The organism is Rubripirellula amarantea (genome assembly GCF_007859865.1).
GTDB lineage: Bacteria > Planctomycetota > Planctomycetia > Pirellulales > Pirellulaceae > Rubripirellula > Rubripirellula amarantea.
Genome location: NZ_SJPI01000001.1, coordinates 1,290,080 through 1,316,501 on the forward strand (window position 1 = coordinate 1,290,080; position 26,422 = coordinate 1,316,501).

23 protein-coding genes are annotated in these 26,422 nt (G+C 53.8%); 16 read left to right on the top strand and 7 right to left on the bottom strand.

Annotated elements, in window-relative coordinates:
• Positions 1–10 precede the first annotated feature (10 nt).
• A complete protein-coding gene (locus Pla22_RS04655) occupies positions 11–1,222 on the top strand; it encodes a M20 family metallopeptidase (RefSeq protein ID WP_146513577.1) in 1,212 nt (403 codons plus the stop codon).
• A gap of 68 nt (positions 1,223–1,290) precedes the next feature.
• On the opposite strand, the gene Pla22_RS04660 is transcribed toward Pla22_RS04655, so the two are convergent.
• Together Pla22_RS04660 and Pla22_RS04665 are read right to left on the bottom strand one after the other, a co-directional pair.
• Positions 1,291–1,875 (bottom strand): nucleoside deaminase, encoded by a 585-nt coding sequence (locus Pla22_RS04660; RefSeq protein WP_207310293.1) that lies wholly within the window; start codon positions 1,873–1,875, stop codon positions 1,291–1,293.
• 432 nt (positions 1,876–2,307) lie between these two features.
• On the bottom strand, positions 2,308–3,189 hold the full coding sequence (locus Pla22_RS04665) for a hypothetical protein (protein ID WP_146513578.1): 882 nt from the start codon (positions 3,187–3,189) through the stop codon (positions 2,308–2,310).
• Positions 3,190–3,481: 292 nt separating this feature from the next.
• On the opposite strand from Pla22_RS04665, the gene Pla22_RS04670 reads away from it, so the two are divergent.
• Positions 3,482–4,630: a redoxin domain-containing protein gene (locus Pla22_RS04670; RefSeq protein ID WP_146513579.1), complete on the top strand. Its 1,149-nt coding sequence runs from the start codon at positions 3,482–3,484 to the stop codon at positions 4,628–4,630.
• 6 nt (positions 4,631–4,636) lie between these two features.
• On the opposite strand, the gene Pla22_RS04675 is transcribed toward Pla22_RS04670, so the two are convergent.
• Positions 4,637–5,326, bottom strand: coding sequence for an SOS response-associated peptidase (locus tag Pla22_RS04675; protein ID WP_165440515.1), 690 nt, complete (start codon positions 5,324–5,326; stop codon positions 4,637–4,639).
• Between the two features lie 542 nt (positions 5,327–5,868).
• On the opposite strand from Pla22_RS04675, the gene Pla22_RS04680 reads away from it, so the two are divergent.
• Both Pla22_RS04680 and Pla22_RS04685 read left to right on the top strand, forming a co-directional pair.
• On the top strand, positions 5,869–7,413 hold the full coding sequence (locus Pla22_RS04680) for a TrkH family potassium uptake protein (RefSeq protein WP_146515231.1): 1,545 nt from the start codon (positions 5,869–5,871) through the stop codon (positions 7,411–7,413).
• A 110-nt stretch (positions 7,414–7,523) separates the two neighbouring features.
• Positions 7,524–9,068, top strand: a complete 1,545-nt coding sequence (locus Pla22_RS04685) for an NfeD family protein (RefSeq protein WP_146513581.1) — start codon at positions 7,524–7,526, stop codon at positions 9,066–9,068.
• Between the two features lies 1 nt (position 9,069).
• Here the strand turns inward: Pla22_RS04685 and Pla22_RS04690 are convergent, their stop codons facing one another.
• On the bottom strand, positions 9,070–9,522 hold the full coding sequence (locus Pla22_RS04690) for an NINE protein (protein ID WP_146513582.1): 453 nt from the start codon (positions 9,520–9,522) through the stop codon (positions 9,070–9,072).
• Positions 9,523–9,703: 181 nt separating this feature from the next.
• Between Pla22_RS04690 and Pla22_RS04695 the strand changes: the two genes are divergently transcribed.
• Positions 9,704–12,847 carry an error-prone DNA polymerase gene (locus tag Pla22_RS04695; protein WP_146513583.1) on the top strand — a complete coding sequence of 1,048 codons (3,144 nt, stop codon included), beginning with the start codon at positions 9,704–9,706 and terminating at the stop codon, positions 12,845–12,847.
• Between the two features lie 57 nt (positions 12,848–12,904).
• Here the strand turns inward: Pla22_RS04695 and Pla22_RS04700 are convergent, their stop codons facing one another.
• Both Pla22_RS04700 and lpxB read right to left on the bottom strand, forming a co-directional pair.
• Positions 12,905–13,669: a hypothetical protein gene (locus Pla22_RS04700; RefSeq protein ID WP_146513584.1), complete on the bottom strand. Its 765-nt coding sequence runs from the start codon at positions 13,667–13,669 to the stop codon at positions 12,905–12,907.
• 143 nt (positions 13,670–13,812) lie between these two features.
• A complete protein-coding gene (lpxB, locus tag Pla22_RS04705; protein ID WP_146513585.1) occupies positions 13,813–15,012 on the bottom strand; it encodes a lipid-A-disaccharide synthase in 1,200 nt (399 codons plus the stop codon).
• 719 nt (positions 15,013–15,731) lie between these two features.
• Between lpxB and Pla22_RS25140 the strand changes: the two genes are divergently transcribed.
• The 11 genes from Pla22_RS25140 (at position 15,732) to Pla22_RS04760 (ending at position 26,026) form a co-directional block, all read left to right on the top strand.
• Positions 15,732–16,058 (top strand): hypothetical protein, encoded by a 327-nt coding sequence (locus tag Pla22_RS25140; protein WP_165440516.1) that lies wholly within the window; start codon positions 15,732–15,734, stop codon positions 16,056–16,058.
• 730 nt (positions 16,059–16,788) lie between these two features.
• Positions 16,789–17,139 carry a cupin domain-containing protein gene (locus tag Pla22_RS04715; protein ID WP_146513587.1) on the top strand — a complete coding sequence of 117 codons (351 nt, stop codon included), beginning with the start codon at positions 16,789–16,791 and terminating at the stop codon, positions 17,137–17,139.
• Between the two features lie 85 nt (positions 17,140–17,224).
• On the top strand, positions 17,225–19,405 hold the full coding sequence (locus tag Pla22_RS04720; RefSeq protein WP_146515232.1) for an outer membrane protein assembly factor BamB family protein: 2,181 nt from the start codon (positions 17,225–17,227) through the stop codon (positions 19,403–19,405).
• 75 nt (positions 19,406–19,480) lie between these two features.
• On the top strand, positions 19,481–21,541 hold the full coding sequence (locus Pla22_RS04725; RefSeq protein WP_146513588.1) for a PQQ-binding-like beta-propeller repeat protein: 2,061 nt from the start codon (positions 19,481–19,483) through the stop codon (positions 21,539–21,541).
• A gap of 10 nt (positions 21,542–21,551) precedes the next feature.
• A complete protein-coding gene (locus Pla22_RS04730) occupies positions 21,552–21,977 on the top strand; it encodes a response regulator (protein WP_146513589.1) in 426 nt (141 codons plus the stop codon).
• Complete coding sequence (locus tag Pla22_RS04735; RefSeq protein ID WP_146513590.1) at positions 21,974–22,504, top strand: DMT family transporter; 531 nt, start codon at positions 21,974–21,976, stop codon at positions 22,502–22,504. The genes Pla22_RS04730 and Pla22_RS04735 overlap by 4 nt, the downstream gene beginning before the upstream one ends.
• A 194-nt stretch (positions 22,505–22,698) precedes the next feature.
• Positions 22,699–23,178 (top strand): 3-hydroxyacyl-ACP dehydratase FabZ family protein, encoded by a 480-nt coding sequence (locus Pla22_RS04740; protein ID WP_146513591.1) that lies wholly within the window; start codon positions 22,699–22,701, stop codon positions 23,176–23,178.
• A 154-nt stretch (positions 23,179–23,332) separates the two neighbouring features.
• Positions 23,333–23,719, top strand: a complete 387-nt coding sequence (locus tag Pla22_RS04745; protein ID WP_146513592.1) for an acyl carrier protein — start codon at positions 23,333–23,335, stop codon at positions 23,717–23,719.
• Positions 23,720–23,725: 6 nt separating this feature from the next.
• Positions 23,726–24,232: a 3-hydroxyacyl-ACP dehydratase FabZ family protein gene (locus tag Pla22_RS04750; protein ID WP_146513593.1), complete on the top strand. Its 507-nt coding sequence runs from the start codon at positions 23,726–23,728 to the stop codon at positions 24,230–24,232.
• 78 nt (positions 24,233–24,310) lie between these two features.
• A complete protein-coding gene (locus Pla22_RS04755) occupies positions 24,311–25,591 on the top strand; it encodes a beta-ketoacyl-[acyl-carrier-protein] synthase family protein (RefSeq protein ID WP_146513594.1) in 1,281 nt (426 codons plus the stop codon).
• Positions 25,592–25,621: 30 nt separating this feature from the next.
• Complete coding sequence (locus Pla22_RS04760; RefSeq protein WP_146513595.1) at positions 25,622–26,026, top strand: hypothetical protein; 405 nt, start codon at positions 25,622–25,624, stop codon at positions 26,024–26,026.
• A gap of 32 nt (positions 26,027–26,058) precedes the next feature.
• Here the strand turns inward: Pla22_RS04760 and Pla22_RS04765 are convergent, their stop codons facing one another.
• On the bottom strand, positions 26,059–26,352 hold the full coding sequence (locus tag Pla22_RS04765) for a hypothetical protein (RefSeq protein WP_146513596.1): 294 nt from the start codon (positions 26,350–26,352) through the stop codon (positions 26,059–26,061).
• Positions 26,353–26,422: the final 70 nt, after the last annotated feature.

Here is a 26,422-nt window from a genome sequence, read left to right on the forward strand (position 1 = left end):
GTGACGTTCGATGATCTCTCTTGAAACTGCCGGCCAAGTCACGCAGCAACGACTCGCCGCCCTGACCCACTTCACTCAGCGCATTGTTCAGACCCCTAGTCTTTCGGGGCATGAAGGCGATGCGGCCGCGCTGATCGTGCGTGAAATGGAGTCGCTCCGCTACGATGACGTCTGGGTGGACGAAGTGGGGAACATCATTGGAAGGATCAAGGGTGGCAATGGTCCCACGATCATGCTCAATGGACACATGGACGTCGTTGACCCAGGTCCCGACGAAGGTTGGCCGCACGCGGCGTACAGCGGCGAAATTGTGGATGGGCATTTGTGGGGTCGCGGTTCGGTCGACATGAAAGGACCGGTTGCCGCCATGATTTACGGTGCATCGCTTTTTAAGCATCTCGACATTCAACCCACTGGCGATGTCTTGATGACGGTCGCGGTAATGGAAGAAATCGGCGGCCTTGGCAGCCAGTTTCTAGTCGAGCACACGCAAGCCGATGGAGCCATTGTTGGCGAGCCGAGCGAAAACGAGCTGCGCCTCGGCCATCGGGGACGCATCGAGGTTCAAGTTAAGTTCCATGGTCGATCCGCGCATGCGAGCGTGCCGCACTTGGGGATCAATCCGCACTTTGCCGCAGCCGAGTTCCTTAACCGACTCGACGAAGTTTCGCTTGGTTGTGATCCGGTGCTCGGCCAATCGACGATTGCTCCCACACTCTATCAAACCGATCAGGTCAGCCCGAATGTTATCCCTAGCGAAGTCACGTTATTTCTCGATTGGCGAAACGTTCCGTCGGAGACTCCCGAACATGCTCGGAGTGTACTGCAAAAGTTAGCAGAAGCTTGCGCAGCCGATGGTTCCGATCCGCCCGAGGTAACGGTGACGCATCGTGTGTTTGACACCTACACCGGAGCGAAACGAAACTTTGCCGCCGTCTTTCCGCCCTTTGCAACTTCGCCCACCGACGCATTAGCACTAGCAGCAGCAAAAGTGATTTCGAATGCGACGGGGCAAACTCGTGCTGGTGTTTGGCAATTCGCGACCGATGGCGGTCATTTAATGAGTGCAGGAATTCCAGTGGTCGGTTTCGGCCCTGGCGACGACCGACTGGCACACACCAATCAAGAACGAATCAACATCGCCGAGCTGCAACTCGCTGCGGCCACCTATACGCCCCTTTGCATCGCTTTGGCTTCGGCAATTGAAAAAGGGACTTTGTGATTCACGGGTAACAATTTGCGACGTAACCACAATTGAACCTATTTCATCTTCAGTCCTACGCGGAACGTTTAATCATCCGATCCTGATCGGCCGTTGTAAACCTTCGCACCGCTTGCGGCGAACTCTCGAAACATATCGCAAGCTTGGTCCGCGAGCACATCTTCAATGACATCGATCCCGCGTGACTGAAGTTCGTCTTGCCAACGCGGATGAATGGGACCTTCATCGAATCCGGTGATCGTTTCGATTTGTTCACCGCTCGCGCCAATCACGAGCGAACGGATGCCTGACCAAGGAAGCGACCCAAAGCACATCGCGCAAGGACGTCCGTTGACGACCAAACGGTGATGCGGCATTCCCGGTCCACCGAGATCAAAAGTCTCCAACGACTGTTGAGCCAACGAGAGGGCTACGATTTCGGCATGAGCCGACGAGACATGTTCTGGAACCACACGATTCACACCAATCGCAATCAGTTTTCCGGTTTCCTTTTCGAACACCCCCGCTGCAAAAGGCCCACCGGTTTGGTTCTGGAAATTCAAACGGGAAAAATGAATCACGGCTTCCATCTGCGCTTCGGTGGACGTCAGATGGGTCGGCAGCTTTGTCTGCTCCGTAAGGACCCACGCAGGAATTTCAATGGAAACGCGCATCAGATGTTTCTTCGTGATGTAGTAAGCAAGTTTGAATCGGCGAGCTGATTCTATCGCGTTTTGATGATTTTTGCTCCCAGGGAAACGAGATCGACGTGGCAAAGAACGATCACTCAAAACGAATCAGCGGTAACGAAACTCCAGAAATCGCGTTGTGAGCGCGATCGTGAAAAGTCCGATTGTCGCCTTAAGCAACCCTAGCCGACTGCAAGATAAGAATCAGCGTCCATCGCCTGAGGGTGCCTCTAGATCCACCCACTCGCCAAGACCGTTGAACAACCCAACGATACGCGACTTCGGTACGACTTGCGGTTTAGCCAACCGCACCCTTATCAGCGAATAGCGGTGTGGCAACGGCTCCGCTTTTCAACGGACGCCGCTGCCTTAGTGACGCCGGGCGCAGTTCGCACGGACAAGCACGTTGGCTTTCGCTTACAGCAGGATCTCGAACATCAACGAAACCGTTGCCGCATCGTCGGTGCTAAGCGTTGCTTGCGAACCGCTGTTGTGAACGATCGTGGGCATGTCTGTGATGTACATGCCGCCGAGAGTCGTTCCGATCAAACGGTCGCCCCAATGATGCCAAGTCGTCCAACGGGTTTCGATCGTTGCCGATTGATCAGCAAGCTGCTTGTTGAGGCTGCCAGGTGCGGTTCCGCCGGTGTAGTTGTAATCGGCATCCACATCAAAGTAGCCAATCCAAAGATCAAGAGTCGACGCTTTCCCTAAAAGGTATCCGTCCCAACCCAAGATCACCTTTCCACCCAAGAAGTCGCTATCGAGCGTTTCGGTCATCAATCTTGTTTCGTTGAAATTTAGTTCAAACTCCTGATCGAAGGCCATGTAGCTAAACGCCATGCCAGCCGACAATCCGCCGAATTGAGTTCGCCAAGTATCACGAATGACCAGATCGATACCGTAGTGATCAAGGTCCGACCCTAGGTGCGCGTTTCCAGCACCACGGGCAATGGCCGAACCATCAACGGGATTCGGAACGCTGATACCGGTGGTCGAGTTGCTTTGGTTCGACCACGACGTGCCGTAGAACGTGCGAGCTTCAAAGCTCGTACGCGTGTGCAAGAAGCGACGAATCGCACGCAATTCCCAGAGCGCACCGGGACTGTCCAAGTCGTCCTGAAACGCAAGTCCGCCGCCCGTTTCCGAGCCCAGTTCGTACCCGGGCATCAAGGTGGCCCAAGACGCTTTTCCGAACGTAAGTTCAAGCGGCCGGTCGGAAATCGTCGTTTGCGCACGAGCACTCTGCCCCAGCAGGCAAGCAACGACAATCGCGACAATTGAGAAAGAAAATCGCATGGGTGTATATTTTTTTGTAGAGTCAGACTTGGGAGGTAACTGATTAATTTGGCTATCGAAGCTAGCACTTGCTTGCGTTCACGGTCGTTGTCGCAAAAGCAGGAAATCCGTTTGCCGGTTGGGTGGTGTTGCGAATTGGTCGGAAGTCACCGATTCCCCAGTACTGACCGTTTTGACGAGTGAACGCGTCGTTCGGACGAGGTAAACCTTGCGGCTTTTCGTGGCGAGAGGGATTAGAAATGGTTTAACATGCGGTCAACTCTTTCGTTGTTCTGTTTCAGCAGGTTCGCTCATGTCCAACGCTTCTTTCGTTTTCGCGATTATTGCGCTTTGCTTCTCGATTGCTTGGCCGCCTTCGGTTGCAATTGCCGAAGATCCATCGGCCAAGTCGGAGACAACCGGGATCACGATAGGCGATTCGATGCCGGTCTTTAAGCTTCCTGGGGTGGATGGAAAGTCCTACGCCTCGAGTGACTTCGACGACTCGAAAATGATGTTGGTCATCTTCACTTGTAATCATTGTCCGACCGCTCAAGCTTACGAAGCACGCATCAAGAAACTGCATCAGGATTACAGCGACCGCGGTTTAGCATTGGTCGCGATCACACCGAATCATCCTGCGGCAGTGAGATTGGATGAACTAGGTTATTCCGATTTGGGCGACTCGTTTGAGGACACCCAGAAACGTGCCCAAGAAGCGGGGTTTGAATTTCCGTATCTCTATGATGGCGATACACAAACCATCGCGAAGGCGTTTGGTGCGATCGCTACGCCGCACGCATTTTTATTCGATCATGATCGCAAGCTTCGCTACGCCGGACGCATCGACAATGGTGAAGTAACGCCGGTCACCAAGGACGATCTTCGAAACGCAATTGAGTCCTTGATTAACGGCACAACGATCGAGTCTCCGCTGACTCGCGTTTTTGGGTGCTCATTGAAATGGGCTTACAAGACTGAAGACGCTGTCAATGCGGTGAAAGAATGGAACCAAGAGCCCGTCACACTTACGAAACTAGACGAAGCGGGTCTAAAGGAGTTAGTCCGCAACGATACCGACAAGTATCGCTTAATCAATTTATGGGCCACATGGTGCGGTCCTTGCATCGAGGAACTTCCTGACTTCGTCGAAATTCACCGTATGTATCGACGTCGTCCTTTTGAGATGGTCACCATTTCGCTCGATCAATTCGCAGACTTCGATGTCGCGCACGAGCGGTTGAAAGAGGCTCATGCTTCGATGACGAACTATTTTTCGGTGGTCCATGACCGAGATGAATTCGCTGAGTTATTTGATGCGAAATGGCCAGGCCCCGTTCCTTACACCATCCTGATCGCGCCAGGCGGCGAGATCGTGTATCGGCATGAAGACACGATCGACGCCTTGCAAGTGCGTCGCGAGATTGTCAATCGCATCGGGCGAACCTATGCGGAAAAGTGATCACGGTCACTCTTCTTCACTAGGGTCTAGACATTGCGGACCTTCGTTGCGGGCATTGTTGACATAACGAGACACCGGACGCATCGCCAATGCGTCGTCGTTTGCTGGGCGAAGCATAGGCGATATTTCTTCAATGGCATCAACATCAGGGTCTAGCCATTTCGAAAAATCGCTCGGATCAATGATCACGGGCATACGGTCATGAACACTTTTCGCAAAGTCGTTTGCTGACGTTGTCATGATCGTACATGTCTTGATTGGCCCCTCGGGTGACGCTTTGGAATTGGATTCCCAAAGTCCCGCCAAAGCCAGCGGACGATCGCATGAAGAATGAATGTAGTACGGTTGTTTCCCGTTGCTGACTTTCTTCCATTCATAGTAACCGTCCACCGGAATTAGACATCGACGATTCGCGAGCGCTCGTTTGAACGAAGGTTTCTCATGAGCTGTCTCACTACGCGCGTTGATCATTCGGTTGCCAATTGACAAGTCATCCGCCCATGATGGGACAAGCCCCCATCGAAAGGTCGTCGCTCGCCAACCACTATCGTGTGCGACTACGGCGGCAATCGTTTGAGTAGGTGCGATGTTGTATCGCGGCGGTAATTCCGCAACCGCTTCGTCCATCGGTAAGTTGGGCAAGAACAACTGAGCCCAAGATGAGGGCGCGGTTTTCAGGTTGATGCGTCCGCACAAAGATAGATCTCGCTTAGCCGTGGCAAGGTAGATGACGCAATATCAGACACTCGACGTCGGATTGCGTCAGGCAAATTACAACAAATGATACGTCAACGAAGACAGTTCGTTTGGTGAAAAAGCCGTGCAAGTGGCGGCCGCGCCTCGTGCGACCGCCACTCACACCTGCCACGGCGCTCTGTTGTGGGAAACAATAGAAAGGAATCAAGGAGATTTTAGGCAAACTTTGAATCATCAAAGTCTTGGATTTTGGGGAAACCCAAGGCCTAGCATTCGCCTCACTCCACGCTCCGTGATCCCGAACCAAGGCCGGGATGGAAGACCTATTGGCAGTTCGCGTACCGAAACGAAAAAATGATGGCTGACTTTATTGCTTTAGCATCATGTTCTTTTCAAAAGTCGCTGGGTAGGTTTAATGGTGATCCTGCGAACCCACCTGGGCATTCTTGCGATTCCTCGTCTCATACTGTTGACCCAACACCTTGAACTACCGCCTGCTGATTCGATTGTTGGGAACGATCTGCCTGCTGATTGGCGGTTCGATGAGCTTCTCGCTGCCGTTTGCTTATCCCTGGCTTGCTGAACGCACGTTTTTAGAACCCGCGTCTGAATTTGAGTACGCGGGCTTTCGCGGGCTGCTTTTCAGTATGGCGATCTGTTGCATCTTGGGCGGGATACTGCGTTTCTTGGGACGCGGATCACGGGGAAGTCATTTGTTTCAAAAGGAAGCGATGGCCATCGTGGGACTCAGTTGGGTTCTGGCGACCATTTTAGGTGCCCTCCCCTATTACTTGAGCGGAACTTCGATCGGCCCCGATTCATCGATGACTTTCATTGAAGCCATGTTTGAATCGCAGTCGGGGTTTAGCACCACTGGCGCCACGGTGCTGACTGATTTAGAGACACCCGAGCTTGTTCCGCACTGTATTCTCTTTTGGCGATCATGGACACACTTTTTGGGTGGGCTAGGCATCGTTGTGTTGTTCGTTGCGATCTTGGGTCAGGGCTCGGCTGGAAAGGCTATGATGCGTGCCGAAATGCCGGGACCCACTAAAGAGGGAAGTATGCCGCGGATGCAGCATACTGCTTTAGTATTTGCCGCCATCTATGTCGCACTCAACGCAATCTTGACGGCAATTTACATGCTCGAAGGCATGACGCTGTTCGATGGTTTGTGCCATGCATTTGGCACAATGGCAACGGGCGGGTTTAGCACCTACAACGCCAGTCACGGGCAATTCGATAGCGCGATCATCGACTACACCACGATCTTGTTCATGATTGCCGCTGGCACCAACTTTACGCTGTTGTACCTAACGTTGATCGGTGGTCCCAAACGTTTGCTCGCCGACGTGGAATTCAGAACCTTTATCGGGATCATCTTTCTAGTCACGGTCGGAGTCGTATTTTTCGGAATGCGTGCAGGCGATTACCGCTTCGACAATATCTTTGACGCACTCCGGTTCGGGCTTTTCCAAGTCGTTTCCATTATCACCACCACCGGTTATGGGACAGCAGACTTTGATGGTTGGAACAACTTTGGTCGAGGCATCTTGTTGATGATCATGTTTATCGGCGGATGTGCAGGCAGCACGGGCGGCGGATTGAAAGTGATCCGTCACATCTTGTTCTATAAGATTCTGGTGCATGAGATTGAACACGCTCACCGACCTCGTGTTGTGCGTTTCATTCGCATCGGCGGATCCAATGTCGATGACCCAGCCATCGCTCGCGGGATACTCGTTTACTTTTCGATGATTTTGGCCATCTTTGTGGTTTCATGGCTGGCGTTGATCACGCTTGAACCCAACAGCACGTGGGGAGTCGACGACAGCTACACCACTCAAGAAGCAGCGGCGGCGGGCATGACCGATACGCTCGACGAAAAGTTGCTTGATTGCGCCAGTGCCGTGATTGCAACGCTCAATAACATCGGCCCCGGAGTCGGTGTCGTGGGAGCCACGCAGAACTACGCAGGCTTTAGTCAGGGCGCAAAATTACTGTTTGTTTGGTTGATGATGCTCGGACGAGTGGAAATTTTCAGTGTTCTGGTACTGATTTTTCCAACTTTCTGGCGACGGGTTTAGGTCTGAATTGGGCCTAGTACATTGTCATCGGATCGGTGAATTCGATTTTTGATTCGGATTCGACGATACAATGATAGAACCGTCACCAAAGCTTTCGCCTCGGCAATGTCATGTCATCAACAACATCTCCCCTGACGTTTCAACTCCGAGCAACGATGGCTCGGTTGGCATGTCTTGCGTGCATGCTGATGTGTTGGATATTTGAGCCTCAAGTTGCGTGCTCGCAGATTCTGAAACAAGATCAGCCGGCGGGCCGCAAAGCCGTGATCATTCCCCTGCACGAAGACATCAATCCGCTCAGCGGTGGCATTTTGCAGCGGAAGTTTGACCAGGCCATCGCTGCGGGTGCCGAGGTGGTGATCTTCGATATCAATTCACCGGGCGGGCGAGTGGATGTGACGTTCGAGCTGATGGACATGCTACTTGAAGCAAAGAGCGTCGAGACCGTCGCGATGATCGAGCGAGACGCAATTAGCGGCGCGGCATTGTTCTCCCTTGCATGCGACAAAATCATCATGCTGCCCGGTGCTCGACTGGGTGATGCCGGAGTGATTGTGCTGGGGCCTAGTGGTGAATTTCGCTACGCCGAAGCCAAGAGTCGTAGCATGGTTGCTCAGAAGGCTCGCGACACCGCTCGGGCAACTGGACGTCCGGAAGTCTTGGCCGAAAAGATGACGGACAAAGACATGATTGTCTTCAAAGCCACGAACAAGGTTACGGGTGAGTCCCGATACTTTTCAGACAAAGAGTGGGAAACGCTTGAAGACGGCGACCAATGGACGCGCGGAAAACAAATCCGTGAAGGTGGCAAAGAGATGTTCTTCATTGCCAATGGCGAGCGGTTATTGGAGTTCGGTATTGCGGATCAAACCTTCAATGATCGCAGTGAACTTGGCGAATTACTTAATGTTCGAACTCCGATCGAGGTGCTTACTCCCACGTGGGCGGAATCGATTGCGAGGATTCTTAACAACGGTTGGGTCACCTTCTTTTTGATCACGATTGGACTTATCGCGATCGCAATCGAGCTTAGTGCTCCTGGGATCAGCGTTGGTGGTTTGACCTCGCTGCTTTGCTTTAGTCTTTTCTTCTGGAGTCGGTTTGCGGCGGGCACGTCTGGATGGCTTGAGGTAACACTGTTTGCATTGGGGCTCATTTTCATCGCGTGCGAATTCTTTGTGATACCGGGTTTTGGCATCGCTGGCCTTGGCGGAATCGTGCTCACACTGGGTTCACTGGTGATGGCCTCGCAGCGTTTCCTGATACCTTCCACTGCCGATCAATTGTCAGGCTTAGGCTATGACGTTCTAACGGTTCTAGGTGCGTTCGTCGGCTTCTTGGTCGCCGCGGTGGTGCTGGCCAACTACATTGGCGAGATCCCAGGCTTAAGCCGGCTGACCTTACAACCACCGGTGGTGATGGAAACGTCAACCGGAATTGGCCGTGATCAAAGCTCGCAGGCTGCTCAGCCCGGTTGGCAACGCGTTTCGATTGGCGACGTCGGTCGAGCCTCTGGACCGCTGCGACCCAGCGGACGCATTCTTGTCGAAGACTATCTGGTTGATGTCGTTACCGAAGGAGACTTCGTCGATGCCGATTCCGAAGTCCGGGTGATCGCTAAGCAAGGTGCAAAGGTGATTGTGCGAGAGGTCTGAACTACATCCACGTTGTCGGCCTGTCCGCCACGTTGATCTCAGCGATTTGGTCGTTCAGGGTGAGCGTGTCGTAGATGTAGCCAATGCCGAAGAGGCCTCCGGTAAGCATGTACAAGATGCCGGTGAACAGCTTGCCCATGTAGATGCGATGGATTCCGAAGATGCCCAAGAATAGCTGCAACAACCAAGCAACCGTGTAGTCCACTCGACCCGGCGGAAATCTGCGTTCTGCTTCTTCGGCCATGGCGGGTATGAAAAAGAAGTCGACAATCCAACCCACCAAGAACAAACCGCCGGTGAAAAACCACAACACTCCGGTAAGCGGTTTGCCAAAGTAGAAGCGGTGCGCTCCCACAAACCCCAACAACCAGAACACGTATCCCATCAACACCGGATGAGTCGGTGCGACTTCTTGGTAATGAGCTGTGCGTTCAGAATAAGTATGGGGTTGCATGACTTGCCTAGCGAAAGGTGAAAAGACTTACTGACAGTTCGTTTCTACGATGCGAATCTTGGGCCAGAGAAGGCAAAATCCAGTGACCCCAAAATATCGAGAAGACGCTGTACACGCCTGGACGGCGATCAGCCGCTTCCGTAACGTGGACAAAAATCCACCTCGCGCCGTTTAAGCCTTGATGCGTTACGTCGAACTGCACTGCAAAAGTAATTTCTCATTTCTCGAGGGTGCTTCCCATCCTGATGAGTTGGTCGAACGAGCTGCCCGGCTCGGTTACGAAGGCCTTGCGCTGACCGACCGCGAATCCGTTGCTGGAGTCGTACGTGGCTTGGCACCAGCCAAGGAATCGGGACTGCAGTACATCGTTGGTACCGAAATTCATCCCACTGACGCACCACCGATGGTGCTTTGGCCAACCGACCGCGCCGCCTACGGCCGAATGTGTCGCTTGATTTCCCGCGGTCGCCTACGTGCCGAGAAAGGTCAGTGTGAATTGCGTTGGGCCGATGTGGTCGAGATGAACGACGGCATCATCGCTGGTTTGGTTCCGCCCATGCCGGGCCCCCGTCGCATGTCAAGAATATCGGACACCACATCACGCCCGATTCGCCCGGCATCGCTTTCGCGATTCTTAAGAACAAAGTTTCGCGATGTGTTTGGTGACCGCGGATACCTGATGTGTGAATTGCATCTCGGCGTAGACGATCAATTAGCGATCGAACGACTGCGCCGACTTTCCGTTAGCAACGACGTGCCTTTGGTTGCAGCGGGAAATGTCCATTATCACACCGCTTCGCGAATGTTGCTGCATGACACGGTCACAGCAATCCGACGGGGACAAACAATTGGCGGCGTTCACGAAGCGAGATTCACTAACAGCCAACGCCATTTGCGCAGCCTTGAAGAGATCGCAGAGTGTTATCGCGATGTTCCGCACGCGATCGCTCGTACACTTGAAATCGCTGCTCGATGTGATTTCACGCTTGACCAATTACGTTACGAGTATCCCGAGGAAATCGCACCGCCGGGCATGACATTGATCGAGCATTTACGTCGGTTGACATGGGAGGGCGCTAAACAACGTTGGCCGGGCGGAGTTCCCGAAAAGGTCCTCGATCAGATTCGCCATGAAATGCGACTGATTGAAGAATTGCATTACGAGGCGTACTTCCTAACGGTCTGGGACATTGTCCGATTTGCGCGCGAGCGAAGCATTTTGTGCCAGGGTCGTGGTTCGGCTGCGAACTCAGCGGTTTGTTATTGCTTAGGCGTGACCAACGTGGACCCTAGCCAAACCGATCTGCTGTTCGAACGGTTCGTTTCGAAAGAACGAGCCGAGGCACCCGACATTGACGTTGATTTCGAGCATCAACGTCGCGAGGAAGTGTTGCAATATCTTTATGAAAAGTACGGTCGTGATCGTGCAGGCATGACTGCGGTAGTGACAACCTATCGCACCAAGAGTGCTGTTCGCGAAGTCGGCAAGGTGTTGGGAATCAACGCTGATTGCATCGACACGATCGCGAAAGTGGGCAGCGATGCAGGCGAGATGCCCGATCGTTGCCGTGCCAGTGGTCTCGATCCCGAATCAGCTTTAGGCCAACGCTTTGTCTATCTTGTTTCCACCCTCAAAGGATTTCCTCGTCACCTGTCGCAACATGTCGGTGGGATGGTGATGACGGCGGGCAGCTTGTGCGAATTGTGTCCTGTGGAAAACGCATCGATGGAAGGCCGAACCGTCATTCAATGGAACAAAGACGACCTGGATGAACTTGGCATTCTTAAAGTCGATGTTTTGGCATTAGGCATGTTGTCGGCAATTCGACGTTGTTTGGCACTAGTCAAAACGCATCACGGCAACGCGTTATCATTATCGACGATTCCCCAAGACGACCAACCGACTTACGACATGATTTGTCGTGCGGATACCTTGGGCGTTTTTCAAATCGAAAGTCGGGCTCAAATGAGTATGTTGCCTCGACTTCGTCCCCGTTGCTTCTACGACTTGGTGATCGAAGTTTCCATCGTCAGACCCGGTCCTATTCAGGGCAACATGGTCCACCCGTTTCTCAAAGCGAGAGAAAATCCATCGGCAGTGTCTTATCCCAACGAGGCAATTCGTGGCGTTCTTGAAAAGACACTTGGTGTTCCCATCTTCCAAGAACAGGCGATGCGATTGGCCGTGGTGGCCGCGGGCTTCACGCCGGGCGAAGCCGACCAGTTGCGACGAGCGATGGCAGCTTGGCGACGACCAGGTGTGATCGACAACTTTCGCATCAAGTTGATCGAAGGCATGGCGTCACGCGGACTGCGAGGCGAGTTTGCAGAGCAAGTGTTCAATCAGATCCGCGGATTTGGTGAGTATGGTTTCCCCGAATCGCATGCGGCCAGTTTCGCGTTGTTGGTCTATGCGTCGTGCTATTTGAAACGCCACTACCCGGCAGCGTTTTGCGCGGCATTACTGAACAGCCAGCCGATGGGATTTTACGCTCCGGCGCAGTTGGTTGACGATGCAAAGAAGCACGGGGTGAGGATCCGAGGCGTTGACGTGAACCACAGCCACGCCGAGGCAACGTTGGAACCAGATCCCGATTCCAAACAACCCGCAGTTCGACTGGGGCTATCCTCGATTCGCGGACTACCGCGTTTGGCGGCACAGGGAATCGTGGATGAACGTACGGCCAGGGGAGCGTTCACGAGCATGGAAGAGATGGCGCGGCGATGCAGGATGGGCAAATCGGTGTTGGCGATTCTTGCCGACGCTGACGCTTTAGGTTCTCTCGCAGGCGATCGCCGAGCAGCGGTTTGGCAATCGCTCGGGCGTGAAGAAGATCCCAACTCGCAGCCGCTCTTTGGCGATGACTTGGACGATGAAGTGATTCCGAACGAGCTGTTACCAATGACACCTTTAGAGGAAGTACATGCAGATTACGAGATGACAGGGCTGAGCCTAAAGGCGCACCCGATATCATTTGTTCGCGAAGAGCTCGACGCCCAACGTTGCGTCAAGGCAGCGGAACTTGCCGGTCTTCGCGATGGGCGACATGTTCGTGTAGCTGGTTTAGTCTTGATGCGTCAACGCCCCGGCACCGCCAAGGGAATCACCTTCATCACGATCGAAGACGAAACCGGATCGATCAACCTTGTTATGTTTGCCGCGGTTTGGAAACGGTTTTTCCGCATTGCTCGTACGAGCAATGCATGGCTAGTCGATGGTAAACTCGAAAACCGCCAAGGCGTGATTCATGTGATCGTGGGACGGATCGCCGACATGACTTCCGAAGTCGAAGGCCTGACACTGAAGAGCCGCGACTTTCACTAATGAACAACAGTGTCGCGGCTAGGGTCCCGCCGGACGATGGGCTCAATGACTTCAAACTTAGTTCGAAGACTCGGCAATGATCAGTTCACGATACGGTTGAACCAAATTGACGTGCCATTGCCCCTGGTCATTCGAGTCGACCAAGTAGTGCATGAAGAACTGCAACTGCTTACCGTCCTCCTGGTTTTTAAAAACGATCTCGGCCTTATCCGTTCCAAATTGGTGATACACACGCACGGGACGATCGAGTACCCATTGAGCATCCGGCCCGTAACTCTTGATTAGATTCATCGCCTCGTTGTTCTCATAGAACTCCACCTGTCGATCATCATCTCCTTCGACGTAGTAGTCACGCAGCGGCATCGTTGGAGCAAACCGATTGTTGTACGACTTGTGCAACTCCATCACGATCTCTTTCTGGTCTTCCATGACAAGGTTCATGAATTGGCGTGCAAAGTACTCTGCCTGATTGCCCAGTGTTCGCGTCTTGAGAACCGGAAGCAAAACGCCGCAGATTCCAAACGCGACACCAAGCAGGATGCCAAACTTCGCGGGCAAGATACCACTGACCTTGCTGGCGGCTGGTCGCAAAGCGAATGCACCAAAGGCGATCGCGAGAACTGCAACTGCGACACCGCCGATTCCCACCAACGATACGGCGCTAAAGATCCCCAGGACCGCACTGACGTAGCCGGAAAAGCGTAGCGGTTCGCCGAGTTCATCCTCCTCAAAACCAGTTTCGGCACCCAGGCCGCCCAATTCGGTCATGGCGAGGTCAGAAAACGAAGATTTCTCGGGCATGATGAATGCAGAATGAGACATGAGGGCGTAAAAATAGCGTGCCTAGCGTTCAAGCAGGCGGATTCGCTTTGATACGCAGCGAAGTCCAAGATGGTTTGCTTGAGGATTTTGGCGTCTTCCTGGTAAGGAAAACCACAATAACTCACGCGAGAACCGCTCGACTGCTATGCCGCTCGAGAGTTCTCGAGCCCTGATGGACCAGCAAGATTCGACTGCAAACTTTGCTGGACCCATCGAGCCGCATTATCGGTGGCGCCGGGTCTAGCGTATTGAGCTCGCAAACCGTCCAGATCTCGCAGCAGCGACTGAAAATAGAATCGGTCGCCTAGCATCGCACCGACTGACTCGGTCAAGAAATCGACCGCTGGGCCCTCATTTCCAACCGAAACGAATTCGGGGAATATTGTCCGGCCCGCCATCAGGTTGGGAAGCGTCAGGCTATCGACTTGTATGAGGTGGCGACCCACCGCATGAAGGAATCGGCCGACTCGGTAGATCACGGCTGCGGGAGTCCGGCGAGCCATCAATTCCAAGCTAACACTTCCGCTAACCATCATCGCACAATCGGCCGCTTCTATGACCTCGCTGGTCTTTCCAACAAAGAAGTCAATGGGAAGCGAGGCGTCCGATGGCGTCATTTGATCGCGGCACCACAAGCACTGGCGATCACGATAAGAGGCAACCAAGAAACGGGCGGCGGGATAATCGGCATGAAGGCGTCGAATCGCCTGCAACATCAACGGCCAGTTTCGTTCTACTTCGTGAGTGCGTGAACCGGGCAGGACAGCAACAAGCGATTGACCTTGATCGCGGCGATGATGAAGCGACGCGAGGAGCTGAGAATCCAGCTTGGTGTGTGCAACGGCATCAAAAAACGGATGACCCACGAAGGTGGATTTGACGCCACGACTTTGAAAGTATTCATGTTCAAACGGCAGCACCGACAGGACATGATCGACGGTCCTTCGCATCTTTCGGATACGCCAAGGTGCCCATGCCCAAAGTTGCGGCGGGCAATAGTAATGCACAGGAATGCCATAACGCTTGGCTCGCTTAGCGATGTGCCAGTTGAATCCTGGAAAATCGACCAGCATGACCGCGTCCACGTTGCCCGACTTAAAGATTTCTTCGGCTTGATCGGCGAAGCGAAAGAATTGTCGCAGCTTGGGCAGCACTTCAAGCAATCCCACGACCGCGTGTTCGGTCAGGTCGACATCCACTTGGCATCCCGCCGATATCATCGCGGGCCCGCCAAATCCACGGACGCCAATCGAATGATCAAGGCGACAAAGTCGCTCAATCAGTTTGGCGGCGTGCTGATCGCCGCTTGGTTCGCCAACGGAGAAGAATACGGTTTTTCCCATGCTTGGGATTTAGTGAAAAACAGCGTCGGGGGTCAAGATCGATGCCCCCAAACAGGCCGCAAAGCTGCCAAACCAAATAAAAACGACCCGGTGGGGTTTCCCCCGCCGGGTCGTTTTAGTCGCATCACGTCTCAATAGATCAATGAGCCTTCGGCTCCGCAGTTAGCACAAGGCTAACTAGCGGACGTAGACAGCACTGGCCTGAACGACGCGACGCTTTGTAGCAACCTTAGCACTTGGGTCAACAACCGGTGCTGGAGGCATTGGAGCAGCGTGAGTAGCTGGCATGGTTGCAGGAGCAGCCATAGGAGCCGATGCACATCCGCAAGCAGGAGCTTCGCAGCCACAAGCTGGTTCTGAAACGCATCCGCAAGGAGCTTCGCAACCGCAAGCTGGTTCAAGCGAGCAACCGCAACCAGTGTCGCAACCGCTATCGCATCCGCAGCCCTTCTTGCAACCGAGGTTGCCGAAAAGCTTCTTCAGCAATCCACCGCCGCAGCTCTTGCTGCAACCGCAGGAGTCGCAACCGCTGTCGCAGCTAGCAACTTCGCAACCGCAAGATGGAACTTCGCAGCCCATGTCACAACCCGAGTCGCATCCGCATCCCTTGTTGCATGAGAACAGCTTCTTCAACAAGCCACCCTTAAGTCCGCAACCCTTGCTGCAGCCGCACGAATCGCAGCCACCGTCGCACGAAGCGACTTCGCAGCCACAAGCAGGTGCTTCGCAACCGCAAGCTGGTTCAGCCAAGCAACCGCAAGCAGGAGCTTCGCAACCGCATGCTGGTTCGCATGATGGTGCTGCACAACCGCAAGCTGGAGCTTCGCAACCGCAAGCTGGTTCAGCCAAGCAACCGCAAGCAGGAGCTTCGCAACCGCATGCTGGTTCGCATGATGGTGCTGCACAACCGCAAGCTGGGGCTTCGCAACCACAAGCTGGTTCAGCCAAGCAACCGCAAGCAGGTGCTTCGCAACCGCAAGCTGGTTCACATGATGGTGCTGCACAACCGGTGTCACAGCATGCCGTGTCGCATCCACAACCCTTAAGGCCAAGCATACGATCAAGAAGGTCAAATCCAAAGCTTTGGGTACAAAGAGTACATCCAAGAACCATGGTCAAAGTCATTATTGTCCGCTTCATTGGAGCCACGTCTCCCTTTACAAATTCGCGGGTTGTTTATTCGTCGTGATCAGCAGCGTGTTCGTCAGAGAATTTCGCAGGGCGGCCCTGGAGACAGATTCGTCGGACGAAGTCGCCGGCGAACGCGTCTCGATGGAACAGTGACAAACTCAAACGGATCGGGTGCGGACACCCGGCCCGCCGACTTCGCTCAGCTTGTCAATTCACTCTGCAACCAATCTCGTTCGATTCGTTGCTGACACCACAAGACGCTAACATCCAGTGTCAGCGCCTCTTGTTGGGTCCTTCGCACCTTTCCGTCTCTCAGCAACGAGCCGAGCACTTCACAAGTGCGAGTCAATAAACGTATCGACCTGGATCACCGTCAAAACCAGTGATCTAAGCGATTTTCGGACTGTTGCTAGAGTTTGACGGCTGTGACAATTCCCCTTCATTTGCGGACCAATCCGGCTCTAGCGGTCTTGCGCGTGGTCAATCCGGCACGAACGGTATAAACTATCCTGAGTTGTCGTTTTGGCAGTCGCCAGCGACACCAGCCCCCCCGATTGATGCTCAGTCAGCCAGCCCGTCTATCTGTGAGAATTTTGATTCTCGCTTCCCGACACGGTTGTTCCTCCGAAATCGAGTTCGAATCGCGTGAAACGCAAACCAACTCTGGTTCACTTACCAGATCTGCAAGCGGTTGCGTGTCCTTGCGGCATTGCTCGGCGGGCCTTTGAACAACAAGATGACTTCCCCGGCACCGTACACCTGACGGAAATCACCGAAAACGCTCAAACGCATTACCACCGTGAACACACCGAAGTTTACGTCATCTTGGATTGCCAGCCTGACGCTGCCATGGAACTCGACGGCAAACTCCACCCAGTCCGCCCCAATTCCGCAATCTTGATTCCCACCGGTGTCCGCCATCGTGCCGTCGGACGCATGACAGCAATCATCATCTGCTCACCCCACTTTGATCCCAACGATGAATTCTTCGACTGAGGAACATTTCATGAACTTGAAGTCTCGTATCTCTGCATCGCTTCGCTGTGGCAACCAACCATGGTTGGGCCTGCTGTTGACGTTGATGATGTCGACGGTTGTTCACGCTGATTGGCCGTACTGGCGTGGCCCTGCCTTTGATGGCACCGGTCGGGCAACTGGTCTGCCAGATAACTGGGACCCCAAGGGCGGCGATGATAGCAACGTGTTGTGGAAGCGTGACGATATCGGTGGTCCCTGCACTCCAATCGTGATGAACGGAAAGCTGTACACGATTCAGCGCGCCGAACCCAACACACCCACCGAAGGCGAGCGAGTGGTTTGCCTGGATGCCGCCACGGGCGAAACCTTGTGGGAAAATCGCTACAACGTCTGGTTGTCAGACGTCCCCGCAGAGCGAATCGGCTGGAGCAGTGTCGTGGGCGACCCCGAAACGGGCAACGTTTATGCCTTAGGTTCGTGCGACCTCTTCCAATGCTTGGACGGATCCACCGGCAAGACGTTGTGGAGCATTCCTCTTCACGAACAGTTTGGAATGCTCAGCACCTATGGTGGTCGAACCAATTTTCCAGTGATTCACGAAGACCTCGTTATCATTGGCGGGATCATCATCAATTGGGGTGAAAAAGCGAAACCCAACCACCGTTTGATCGGCATGGACAAAAAGACCGGCGAAGTCCGGTGGTTCAGTGGCACTCGTGATTTGCCTTACGACACGACCTATTCGGCGCCCAGTATCGTCACCATCGACGGCCAGCGTCAGTTGATTCTGGGTACCGGTGACGGAGCAATTTGGGGATTCCAACCTCGCACCGGCCGACCGCTTTGGCATTATGACCTTTCCCGCCGCGGGATCTTTGCAACGCCGTTGGTAGTGGGCGATCGAGTCTTTGCTAGCCACAGCGAAGAAAACGTCGCTCCCAACGAAAACGTGATGGGCGGCGTTGTGGGACTGCGAGTTTCAGGAACCGGTGCTGACACCAAAGTGACCGAGCTTTGGAAGCAACTCGAAGTGGTCGCGGGATACAGCGAGCCAGTTCTTATTGGCGAACGTCTTTATCTGGTCGACGACCGTTGCAAGATGTGGATCTTCGACGCCGAATCGGGCGAACCCATTGTGGAACGAAAAGCGTTCGCCGGTAGTCGCCAACGCGGCGCGATTTTGCATGCCGATAACAAGATCTACGTGCTCACCGAAAATGGCCCTTGGGCAGTCTTGAAGCCAACCGACGACGGCTTTGAAGTCATCAACAAAGGTCGCATCCGCGATATGGAATTCGCCGGTTCGCCGATCGTTTCCGATGGACGACTTTACTTTCCTGGATCCACAACGCTTTTCTGCGTTTCGACCGAACAAGGGACTGAACAGTCGATCAACATGAGCCAATCAATGGGCGAAGAGACGCCTGTTGGTAAGAACACGAAAGTCGACTGGGTTCAAGTCGTTCCCGCCGAGTCAATCGTTCGACCGGGTGACGAGATCCAAGTGAAAGTGAATGTCTTCAACTCGCTCGGCCAAGCTCTACCGACGCCTCGCACCATCGACTTGACCGTTGACGGACCCGGCAGTGTTAACGGCCTGACCTTCACCGCATCCCAAGACGCCGCACACACCGCCGCCACGATTACGGCGACGGTCGATGGCAAACAAGGTGAAGCTCGAATTCGCATCGTTCCACCGTTGCCATGGAAGTTCACCTTTGAAGGTGCCACCGATCCACCGCTTTCGTGGGTGGGAGCGCGCTATCGAAGCATCATTCGTAACGTCGATGGTTCCGACGTGCTGACCAAGATCACCACCATTCCCAAGGGTGCTCGCAGCCGCGCCTGGATGGGACAAAGTGATTTGGCGGACTACACCATCGCCGCGGATGTTCGCGGGGCTCGAATGAGTCAGCAATTGCCCGACATTGGACTGACCAACAACGGATACGTGCTCGACCTGATGGGCGAGAGTCAACAATTGCAAATTCGCACTTGGTCGTCGCAGCTACGAATGGCGAAATCCGTTGACTTCAAATGGGACGAAAACACTTGGTACCGCATGAAGTTTGAATCGCGGCTCGAAAGTGAGCCGCCAGCAGCCGTGGCGGTATTGCGGGGTAAGGTTTGGCCTCGCGACGAACCCGAGCCCAAAGAATGGACCGTTACGGCCCGAGACGAATCGCCTAACCTGACCGCTAGCCCCGGTTTGTATGGCAACGCCAAAGTGGCCGAGATCTACTATGACAACATCGAAGTGATGGAGAACGAATCGTCGCCATAACGTGCGTTGAATAGCCACATTGGTGACTTTGGACTTTTCTCCCCTCCCCTCTCTCTTTGCAAATATAATCCATCCATGAAAATCAAAGACCTTTCCGCTTGGGCGATGATCGTTGGTGCCTCCGTCCTCGGTAGCATCTTCACGGTGTTGATCGGCGGCGTATCGACGGCGAAGGATCACTCGCGCGTGACCCCCCATGCGATTCCGCAAGAATCCTCAGTCGCGACAACCTTGATTGCGACAAAATCGGAAACCAAGACTTCACCCGAGGACGTCCGCACTAGCGGCGGCGATTGGCCTCAGTGGGGTGGCACTTACGAACGCAATAATGTTCCTGGCGTGACCGGGTTGCCTCAGACTTGGAACATTGGCAAATTCGATCGCCGCACCGGCGACTGGGACAAAGCCAAAGCCGAGAACATTCGTTGGTATTCCAGTCTTGGAAGTCAAACCTATGGCAACCCTGTTGTTGCCGATGGTCGAGTGTTTGTAGGAACCAACAACGGTGCCGGATACCTGAAACGTTACCCGGCCAACGTTGACCTGGGTTGCTTGTTGGCGTTCGACGAAAAGAACGGCGATTTCCTTTGGCAACACAGCAGCGAGAAGTTGATCACCGGACGTGTTCACGATTGGCCATTGCAAGGCGTATGCTGCGCTCCGTTGGTCGAAGGCGATCGCCTTTGGTTTGTTACCAATCGTGGCGAGGTACGTTGCCTGGACACCAATGGTTTCCATGACGGTGAAGACGACGGCCCGGTCAAAGATGAACCAGCAAACGTAGCGTCGATCATGAACGCCGGCCCCGGTGCCGCAGCTCACAAGGAAACACTCGAAGCGTTGGCCGAGGGCAAGTTGTCCGATGCCGCTAAACAAACCCTTGCCGAAGCGGGCGAAGCTCTGCAAGGCGATGCAGAAGTTAAGACGGTTGCCGAAGGCAAAGCTTGGTCAGTGACCGGCAACTTCGGCGGCGTTGACCGAACGCTTTCGGTCAAGTCGATTGGTCCGAACCTGAAGTTCATCAAGTCCCTTGGCGTTGCCGACAAGCGAGATGCCGACGTGATTTGGGTCTACGACATGATGGGTCCCGAAATGGGCGTCAGCCAGCACAACATGTGTTCCTGCAGCGTGACCAGCTATGGCGATCTGTTGTTCGTGAACACGTCCAACGGACTCGACGAATCTCACATCAACCTGCCCGCGCCTGAAGCTCCTAGTTTCATTTGCATGGACAAGAACACTGGCGAAGTGCTTTGGACCGATTCATCGCCGGGTCGCAATATTTTGCACGGCCAATGGTCGAGTCCTGCGATCGGCGTTTTCAACGACGTTCCTCAAGCTCTTTTTGCTGGTGGTGACGGAATCCTTTACAGTTTCCGTGCTGACCGTGGTGACAACGGAAAGCCCGAATTGCTTTGGAAGTTTGACTGCAATCCCAAGACGACCATCTGGCGTTTGGGTGGTGAAGGCACTCGCAACAACTTGATCGCGACCCCCGTTGTCTACGATGGACGCGTCTATATTGCCGTGGGTCAGGATCCCGAACATGGCGAAGGCGAAGGTCACTTGTGGTGCATCGACCCGAACATGCGGGGTGACATATCACCGACGCTTGCAATGAAGTTGGAAGATGGCAAACGAACACCGATTCCTCACAAGCGAATCCAAGCCGTCGTTGGTGAGCAGGGTGAAATCGAAGTCGACAACCCGAACTCCGGTGCGATCTGGCATTACTCGTTCATCGATGCAAACGAAGATGGGGAACCTCAGTTCGAAGAAGAGATGCATCGCTCGATCGGGACCTGTGCCATCAAGGACGACGTTCTATACATCGCCGACTTCTCTGGACTCTTGCATTGTCTCGATGCCAAGGGAACCGACGATGGCAAACCAATCTTGCATTTCACTTACGACATGCTTGCTCAAAGTTGGGGCAGCCCGTTGATTGCCGACGGCCATGTTTACATGGGTGACGAAGATGGTGACGTTGCCATTTTCGAATTTGGCAAAGACAACAACGAACCGATCGACGAGATCAACATGGGTAGCAGCGTTTACAGCACGCCAGTTGCCGCTAACGGAACCATTTTCATTAGCACCAAAGACAAGCTGTTCGCTATTACAGAGAACGAGTAGGCAGATTCCGATGACAAAGACACTCCTTGACTGCGGCAACTGCGGTCCTGATTTCAATTCGATTCGACAAATGGTGAAGACCAACTTCGGCGCTTCGGTGATTCAATCACACGGGACCGAGGATACGCTTCAGATTTTGCGTGAAAAGAAAATCGACTTGGTCACCGTGAACCGAAAACTCGATCGTGACTACACCGATGGAATGGAGGTCATCCGAGCCATCAAAGCTGACCCAGAAGTCGGGTCAGTTCCGGTGATGTTGGTCACTAACTACGAGGAACACCAGGAAGCCGCGATCAAGGAAGGTTGTGTTCGGGGTTTTGGCAAATTGTCGGTCAGTGATGATTCAACCCGACAATTGCTAGAGCCATTCTTGGCCAACAATCAAGGTCAAACCGATCGCCAACGAAAGACGCAAAGCAATCCGCAATCGTGATCTATTTCGTTGCGGTCTTGGTGGGTCTAGCCATCGGTTCGTTGTTCGGGATGCAACCGAGTATCAACGGAACGCTCGGTGCCTCCGTTGAACATCCCCTGCAAGCTTCGCTGATATCGTTTGCTACTGGCACGTTTCTGCTGATTTTGATTTGCGTTGCGACGGGCACCTTCCCGCCTCGCTTTGTCAGTTCGCCTGGGCAATTGCCCTGGTGGATTTGGACCGGTGGGGCGATTGGCGTTGCCGTGGTTACCGGAACCCTGGTTTTGGCACCCCGGGTTGGGTCGCTGACATTGTTCGTGGCCTTCATTTCGGGGCAGGTTTTGACGGCACTGGTCATCGACCATTTTGGCTGGCTGGGCAATCCGCGGATCCATGCCTCCCCAATGCGACTTCTCGGCGCGGGCCTCCTATTGGCGGGTTTGACCGTGATTGTGGTGTCCAAAAAGAGCGAAAGTCGGGCTGCAGGCCCCGATCACCTCGAAAGATCCAACGAACCGAGCGGAATTGATAAAAACCACGGTTGAGGGGATTTTTGCGGGCATCTATTTTAGGGCCTCCACGCGATGGTCCAGAGAGAACTCTTTTCGACGCCATTTTCCACTGCCGCTCTGCTGATTCCCCATTTCTGCTCTCTTCCTGTTTCGTCTCATCACGTAGTTCGTCTCCAAGAACGTCTCTTTCAGACCACCGCGATCCCCATGCTGTTGCCAATTGGCCGATGAAGTACCGACAACTCGACAAAATCACCTCGCTTGAACCTGGTAAACGGATCACCGCAGAGCGGACGCTGCGCGCCGATGAAGAGTACCTTTTGGACCACTTCCCGCGTTTTCCCGTGATGCCCGGCGTGATGATGCTCGAAGCCCTTCACCAGGCGGCAATCTGGCTGATTCGCTCTGGCGACGACTTCCAAACGCCCTTAGTTTTGCTTCGCGAGGTCCGCGGGGTCAAATTTGGTGACTTCCTGGCTCCCCACGAGAAGCTCGAGATCACTGCCGAGGCCATTAAGACGGACGGCAATTTCGTTACCGTCAAAGCCACGGCGCAAAAAGAGGGCCGAGTGACCGTGACCGCCCGACTAATTCTGGAAAAATGCAAGACTCCGGATCCCGCTCGCCTGGAAACGGATGAGGATGTCCGTCGGCGAACCGAGGAACAATTTCATGAGCTTTTTGGGGCTGGCTTAGCCGAGATTTAGTTGCGGCCTCCTGAGCGGGGCGGTGAACTGATATCCTGCTCGACCTGCCGGATGTCAGCCTACTTTCGACAACCATGCCCCCTGAACCAACATTTTGATTTTCAATATCACTCAACAAACTTTCACTACTGAAATTTGAACGAAGGAAACGACGATGGCTTTATCGCAAGACGAAATTTTTGAAAAGGTCCAAGAGGCCCTTGAAGACGCCCTGGGTGTGGATAACGACGAAGTGGTCAAAGAAGCGACCTTGGTCGGTGACCTGGGTGCCGAATCGATCGACTTCTTGGATATCGTGTTCAAGTTGGAAAAGACTTTCGACATCACGATCCCTCGCGAAGAATTGTCGCCTGAAGACATTTTGACCAACAGCCAGTACGTTCAAGACGGTGTCGTCACCGCCGAAGGCATGGCCGAACTGAAACGACGTATGCCCTGGGCCAACCTCAGCGAGTTCGAAAAGAACCCACGCGTTCAAGACTTCGGCAACTTGTTGACCGTCGGCGATTTGTGCAACTACGTCGAAACCAAGATTGGCTAGTAAACAATGCGTTGGTTTTGGGTTGATCGGTTTACGGAATTTGTCAGCGGTTCGCACGCGCGCGGGATTAAGAACATCACGCTCGCCGAGGAAGTCGTTGACAAGTATTGCCCCGGCTTTCCCATGCTTCCACCAACGTTGATTATCGAAGGCATGGCACAACTTGGCGGAATCTTAGTTGCCGAGCATTTCAAGTTTGAAAAACGTGTCGTGTTGGCAAAGGTGGGTGATGCCAAGTTTCACTTGCCCGCGCGGACCGGCGATCAACTCAGCTACCACGTCAAACTTGACGCCGTTGGTGATCAAGGTGCGACCGTGACAACGCAAAGCCATTGCGGCGATCAGTTGCAAGCAGAAATAAATTTGATGTTTGCCTTTCTGGAAGAAGGTCGATTCACCGATGGTCCCCTGTTTGCCCCTGGGGACCTCGAGGCAATGCTGCGGATGATGAATTTCTTCCACGTCGCCGTCGATGCCGATGGCAAACCCGTTCCGATCTACGACAATTTGTAGTTGGATCCCAGTTACCCGCTCATTCGTTAGCGAGTATTTCCTTGTTCAAGTCTTTTCCTCAAACCTGACCCCAACAAAATGCGTCGTCGCGTCGTCATCACTGGTATCGGCATGATTAACCCTATGGGGCATGACGCCGAAACGGTTTGGTCAGGTCTAAAGGAAGGTAAGAGCGGTGTTGCTAAAACGACACTGTTTGACGCCAGCGGATTTCCCACCAAAATCAGCGCCGAGGTAAAGAACTGGGACATTACCGATGCTGGTGAACCCGCCGAGCTTTGGCAAAATCGAGGTCGGCATACTAAGTTTGCGATCGGTGCTGCCAAGCAAGCGGTCGCCGATAGTGGCGTGATGGATTCGATCAAGAACCCAGTTCGTTTCGGCGTCTACATGGGCAGCGGCGAAGGTAACCAAGACTTCACCACGTTCAGCAAAATGATGGCTGCGGCATTAGCCGATGGGTCCTACGACGCGTCGAAGTTTATCGGCGCGGGCTTGGAACTACTCGATCCGGCCAAGGAACTTGAACAAGAACCCAATATGCCGGCGGCGCACTTGGCGACCATGTTTAACGCTCAAGGACCCAACCTCAATTGCTTGACCGCATGTGCCGCTAGCAGCCAAGCGGTAGGCGAAGCCACCGAAATTATCCGCCGTGGCGATGCCGATGTGATGTTGGCGGGAGGCACCCACAGCATGATTCACCCGTTTGGTGTAACGGGATTCAACTTGCTGACCGCTTTGAGTGAAAACAACGACGATCCAACCAAGGCGAGCCGCCCCTTCGATCGTTTGCGTGATGGCTTTGTGCTTGGTGAGGGTTCCGCGATGGTAATCCTGGAAGAACTGGAATCCGCTAAAGCTCGCGGTGCCACGATCTACGGCGAAGTCGCTGGTTACGGCACGACGGCCGATGCCTACCGTATCACCGACATCCCGCCCGATGGCCATGGTGGGATTGCAGCGATGCGAATGTCGATTGCCGACGCGGGCCTCAATCCATCCGACATCAACTACGTTAACGCTCACGGAACTAGTACCACTGTTAATGACAAAGTGGAAACTTTGGCCTGCAAAGAAGTTTTTGGTGAAAACGCTGCCAAGACTCCTGTCAGTAGTACGAAGAGCATGATGGGACATTTGATCGCTGCGGCTGGCGTGACCGAGATGATCGTTTGCTTGATGGCAATGCGTGATTCCGTATTGCCACCTACGATCAATTACGAAAATCCCGATCCCCTATGTGACCTCGATTACGTTCCAAACGTGGCGCGTGAGGCATCGATCAAGTACGCGCTTAACAACAGCTTCGGTTTCGGTGGTCAAAACGTGACGCTTTGCTTGTCGCGATTCGAGTAGACAACGAGACTTCTTTCCCTGGGTTCAATCATGTCGACCTTCACGGATGCTGAACTCACTGCTTTTTTAGACGAAGCCCTGACCCCGGCACGATCATCAGAAATTGAATCCGCGCTTCGCAGCGACGCGACACTTCGAAATCGTCTGATCGAGGTTCGCGGTCGCGAAACAGCAGGCTTGCACTCGATCGGTGCAATTTGGCGTCGTGCGAGGCTGTCATGCCCCAATCGTTCCGAACTGGGGCAATTCGTATTGGGAACGCATTCGAGCGAGCAAGCGGACTACATTCAATTTCATCTCGATGAAATGGGCTGCCGTTACTGCCAAGCCAACTTAGCGGATTTGAAGTCGGCCGCTGACGCAGCACCCCCCACCGCGCAAAGGCGACAAAAGTACTTTCAGACCAGCGCCGGTTACCTGCGTCGCGACAAGTAAGCCTTTCATTGCACACCGCGGCCCCCCAAGGATTAAGCCGCACGGTGAAGCATCCTTTCGAGTCGATCAAGCGTTGTGACCATCTCGTTCCACTGCGAAACGACTTGCATCGTCGCAAAGCGAGTGGCGTCTTCGCGATCGAACCCACGTTCGCTGATCAGTACTTCACGAGCGAGGACGGACCTTGGTTCGTTGGTGGGCGTGTCTTGGTCGATCGGGAAAACCTGCTGCATGGCTTGGTGGACTGCCCAGATCGCGGCTTTGTTGGTCGATTCGGCTGAAACAACAGTTCGTAGAGTTCCCGATTGAACGTAGTACTTTGACATAGGATTGAACCTTCGATTGGTGAGTATGTTTGATTTAGTGTCCCTCGGACAACTATCACATCGCCGTATC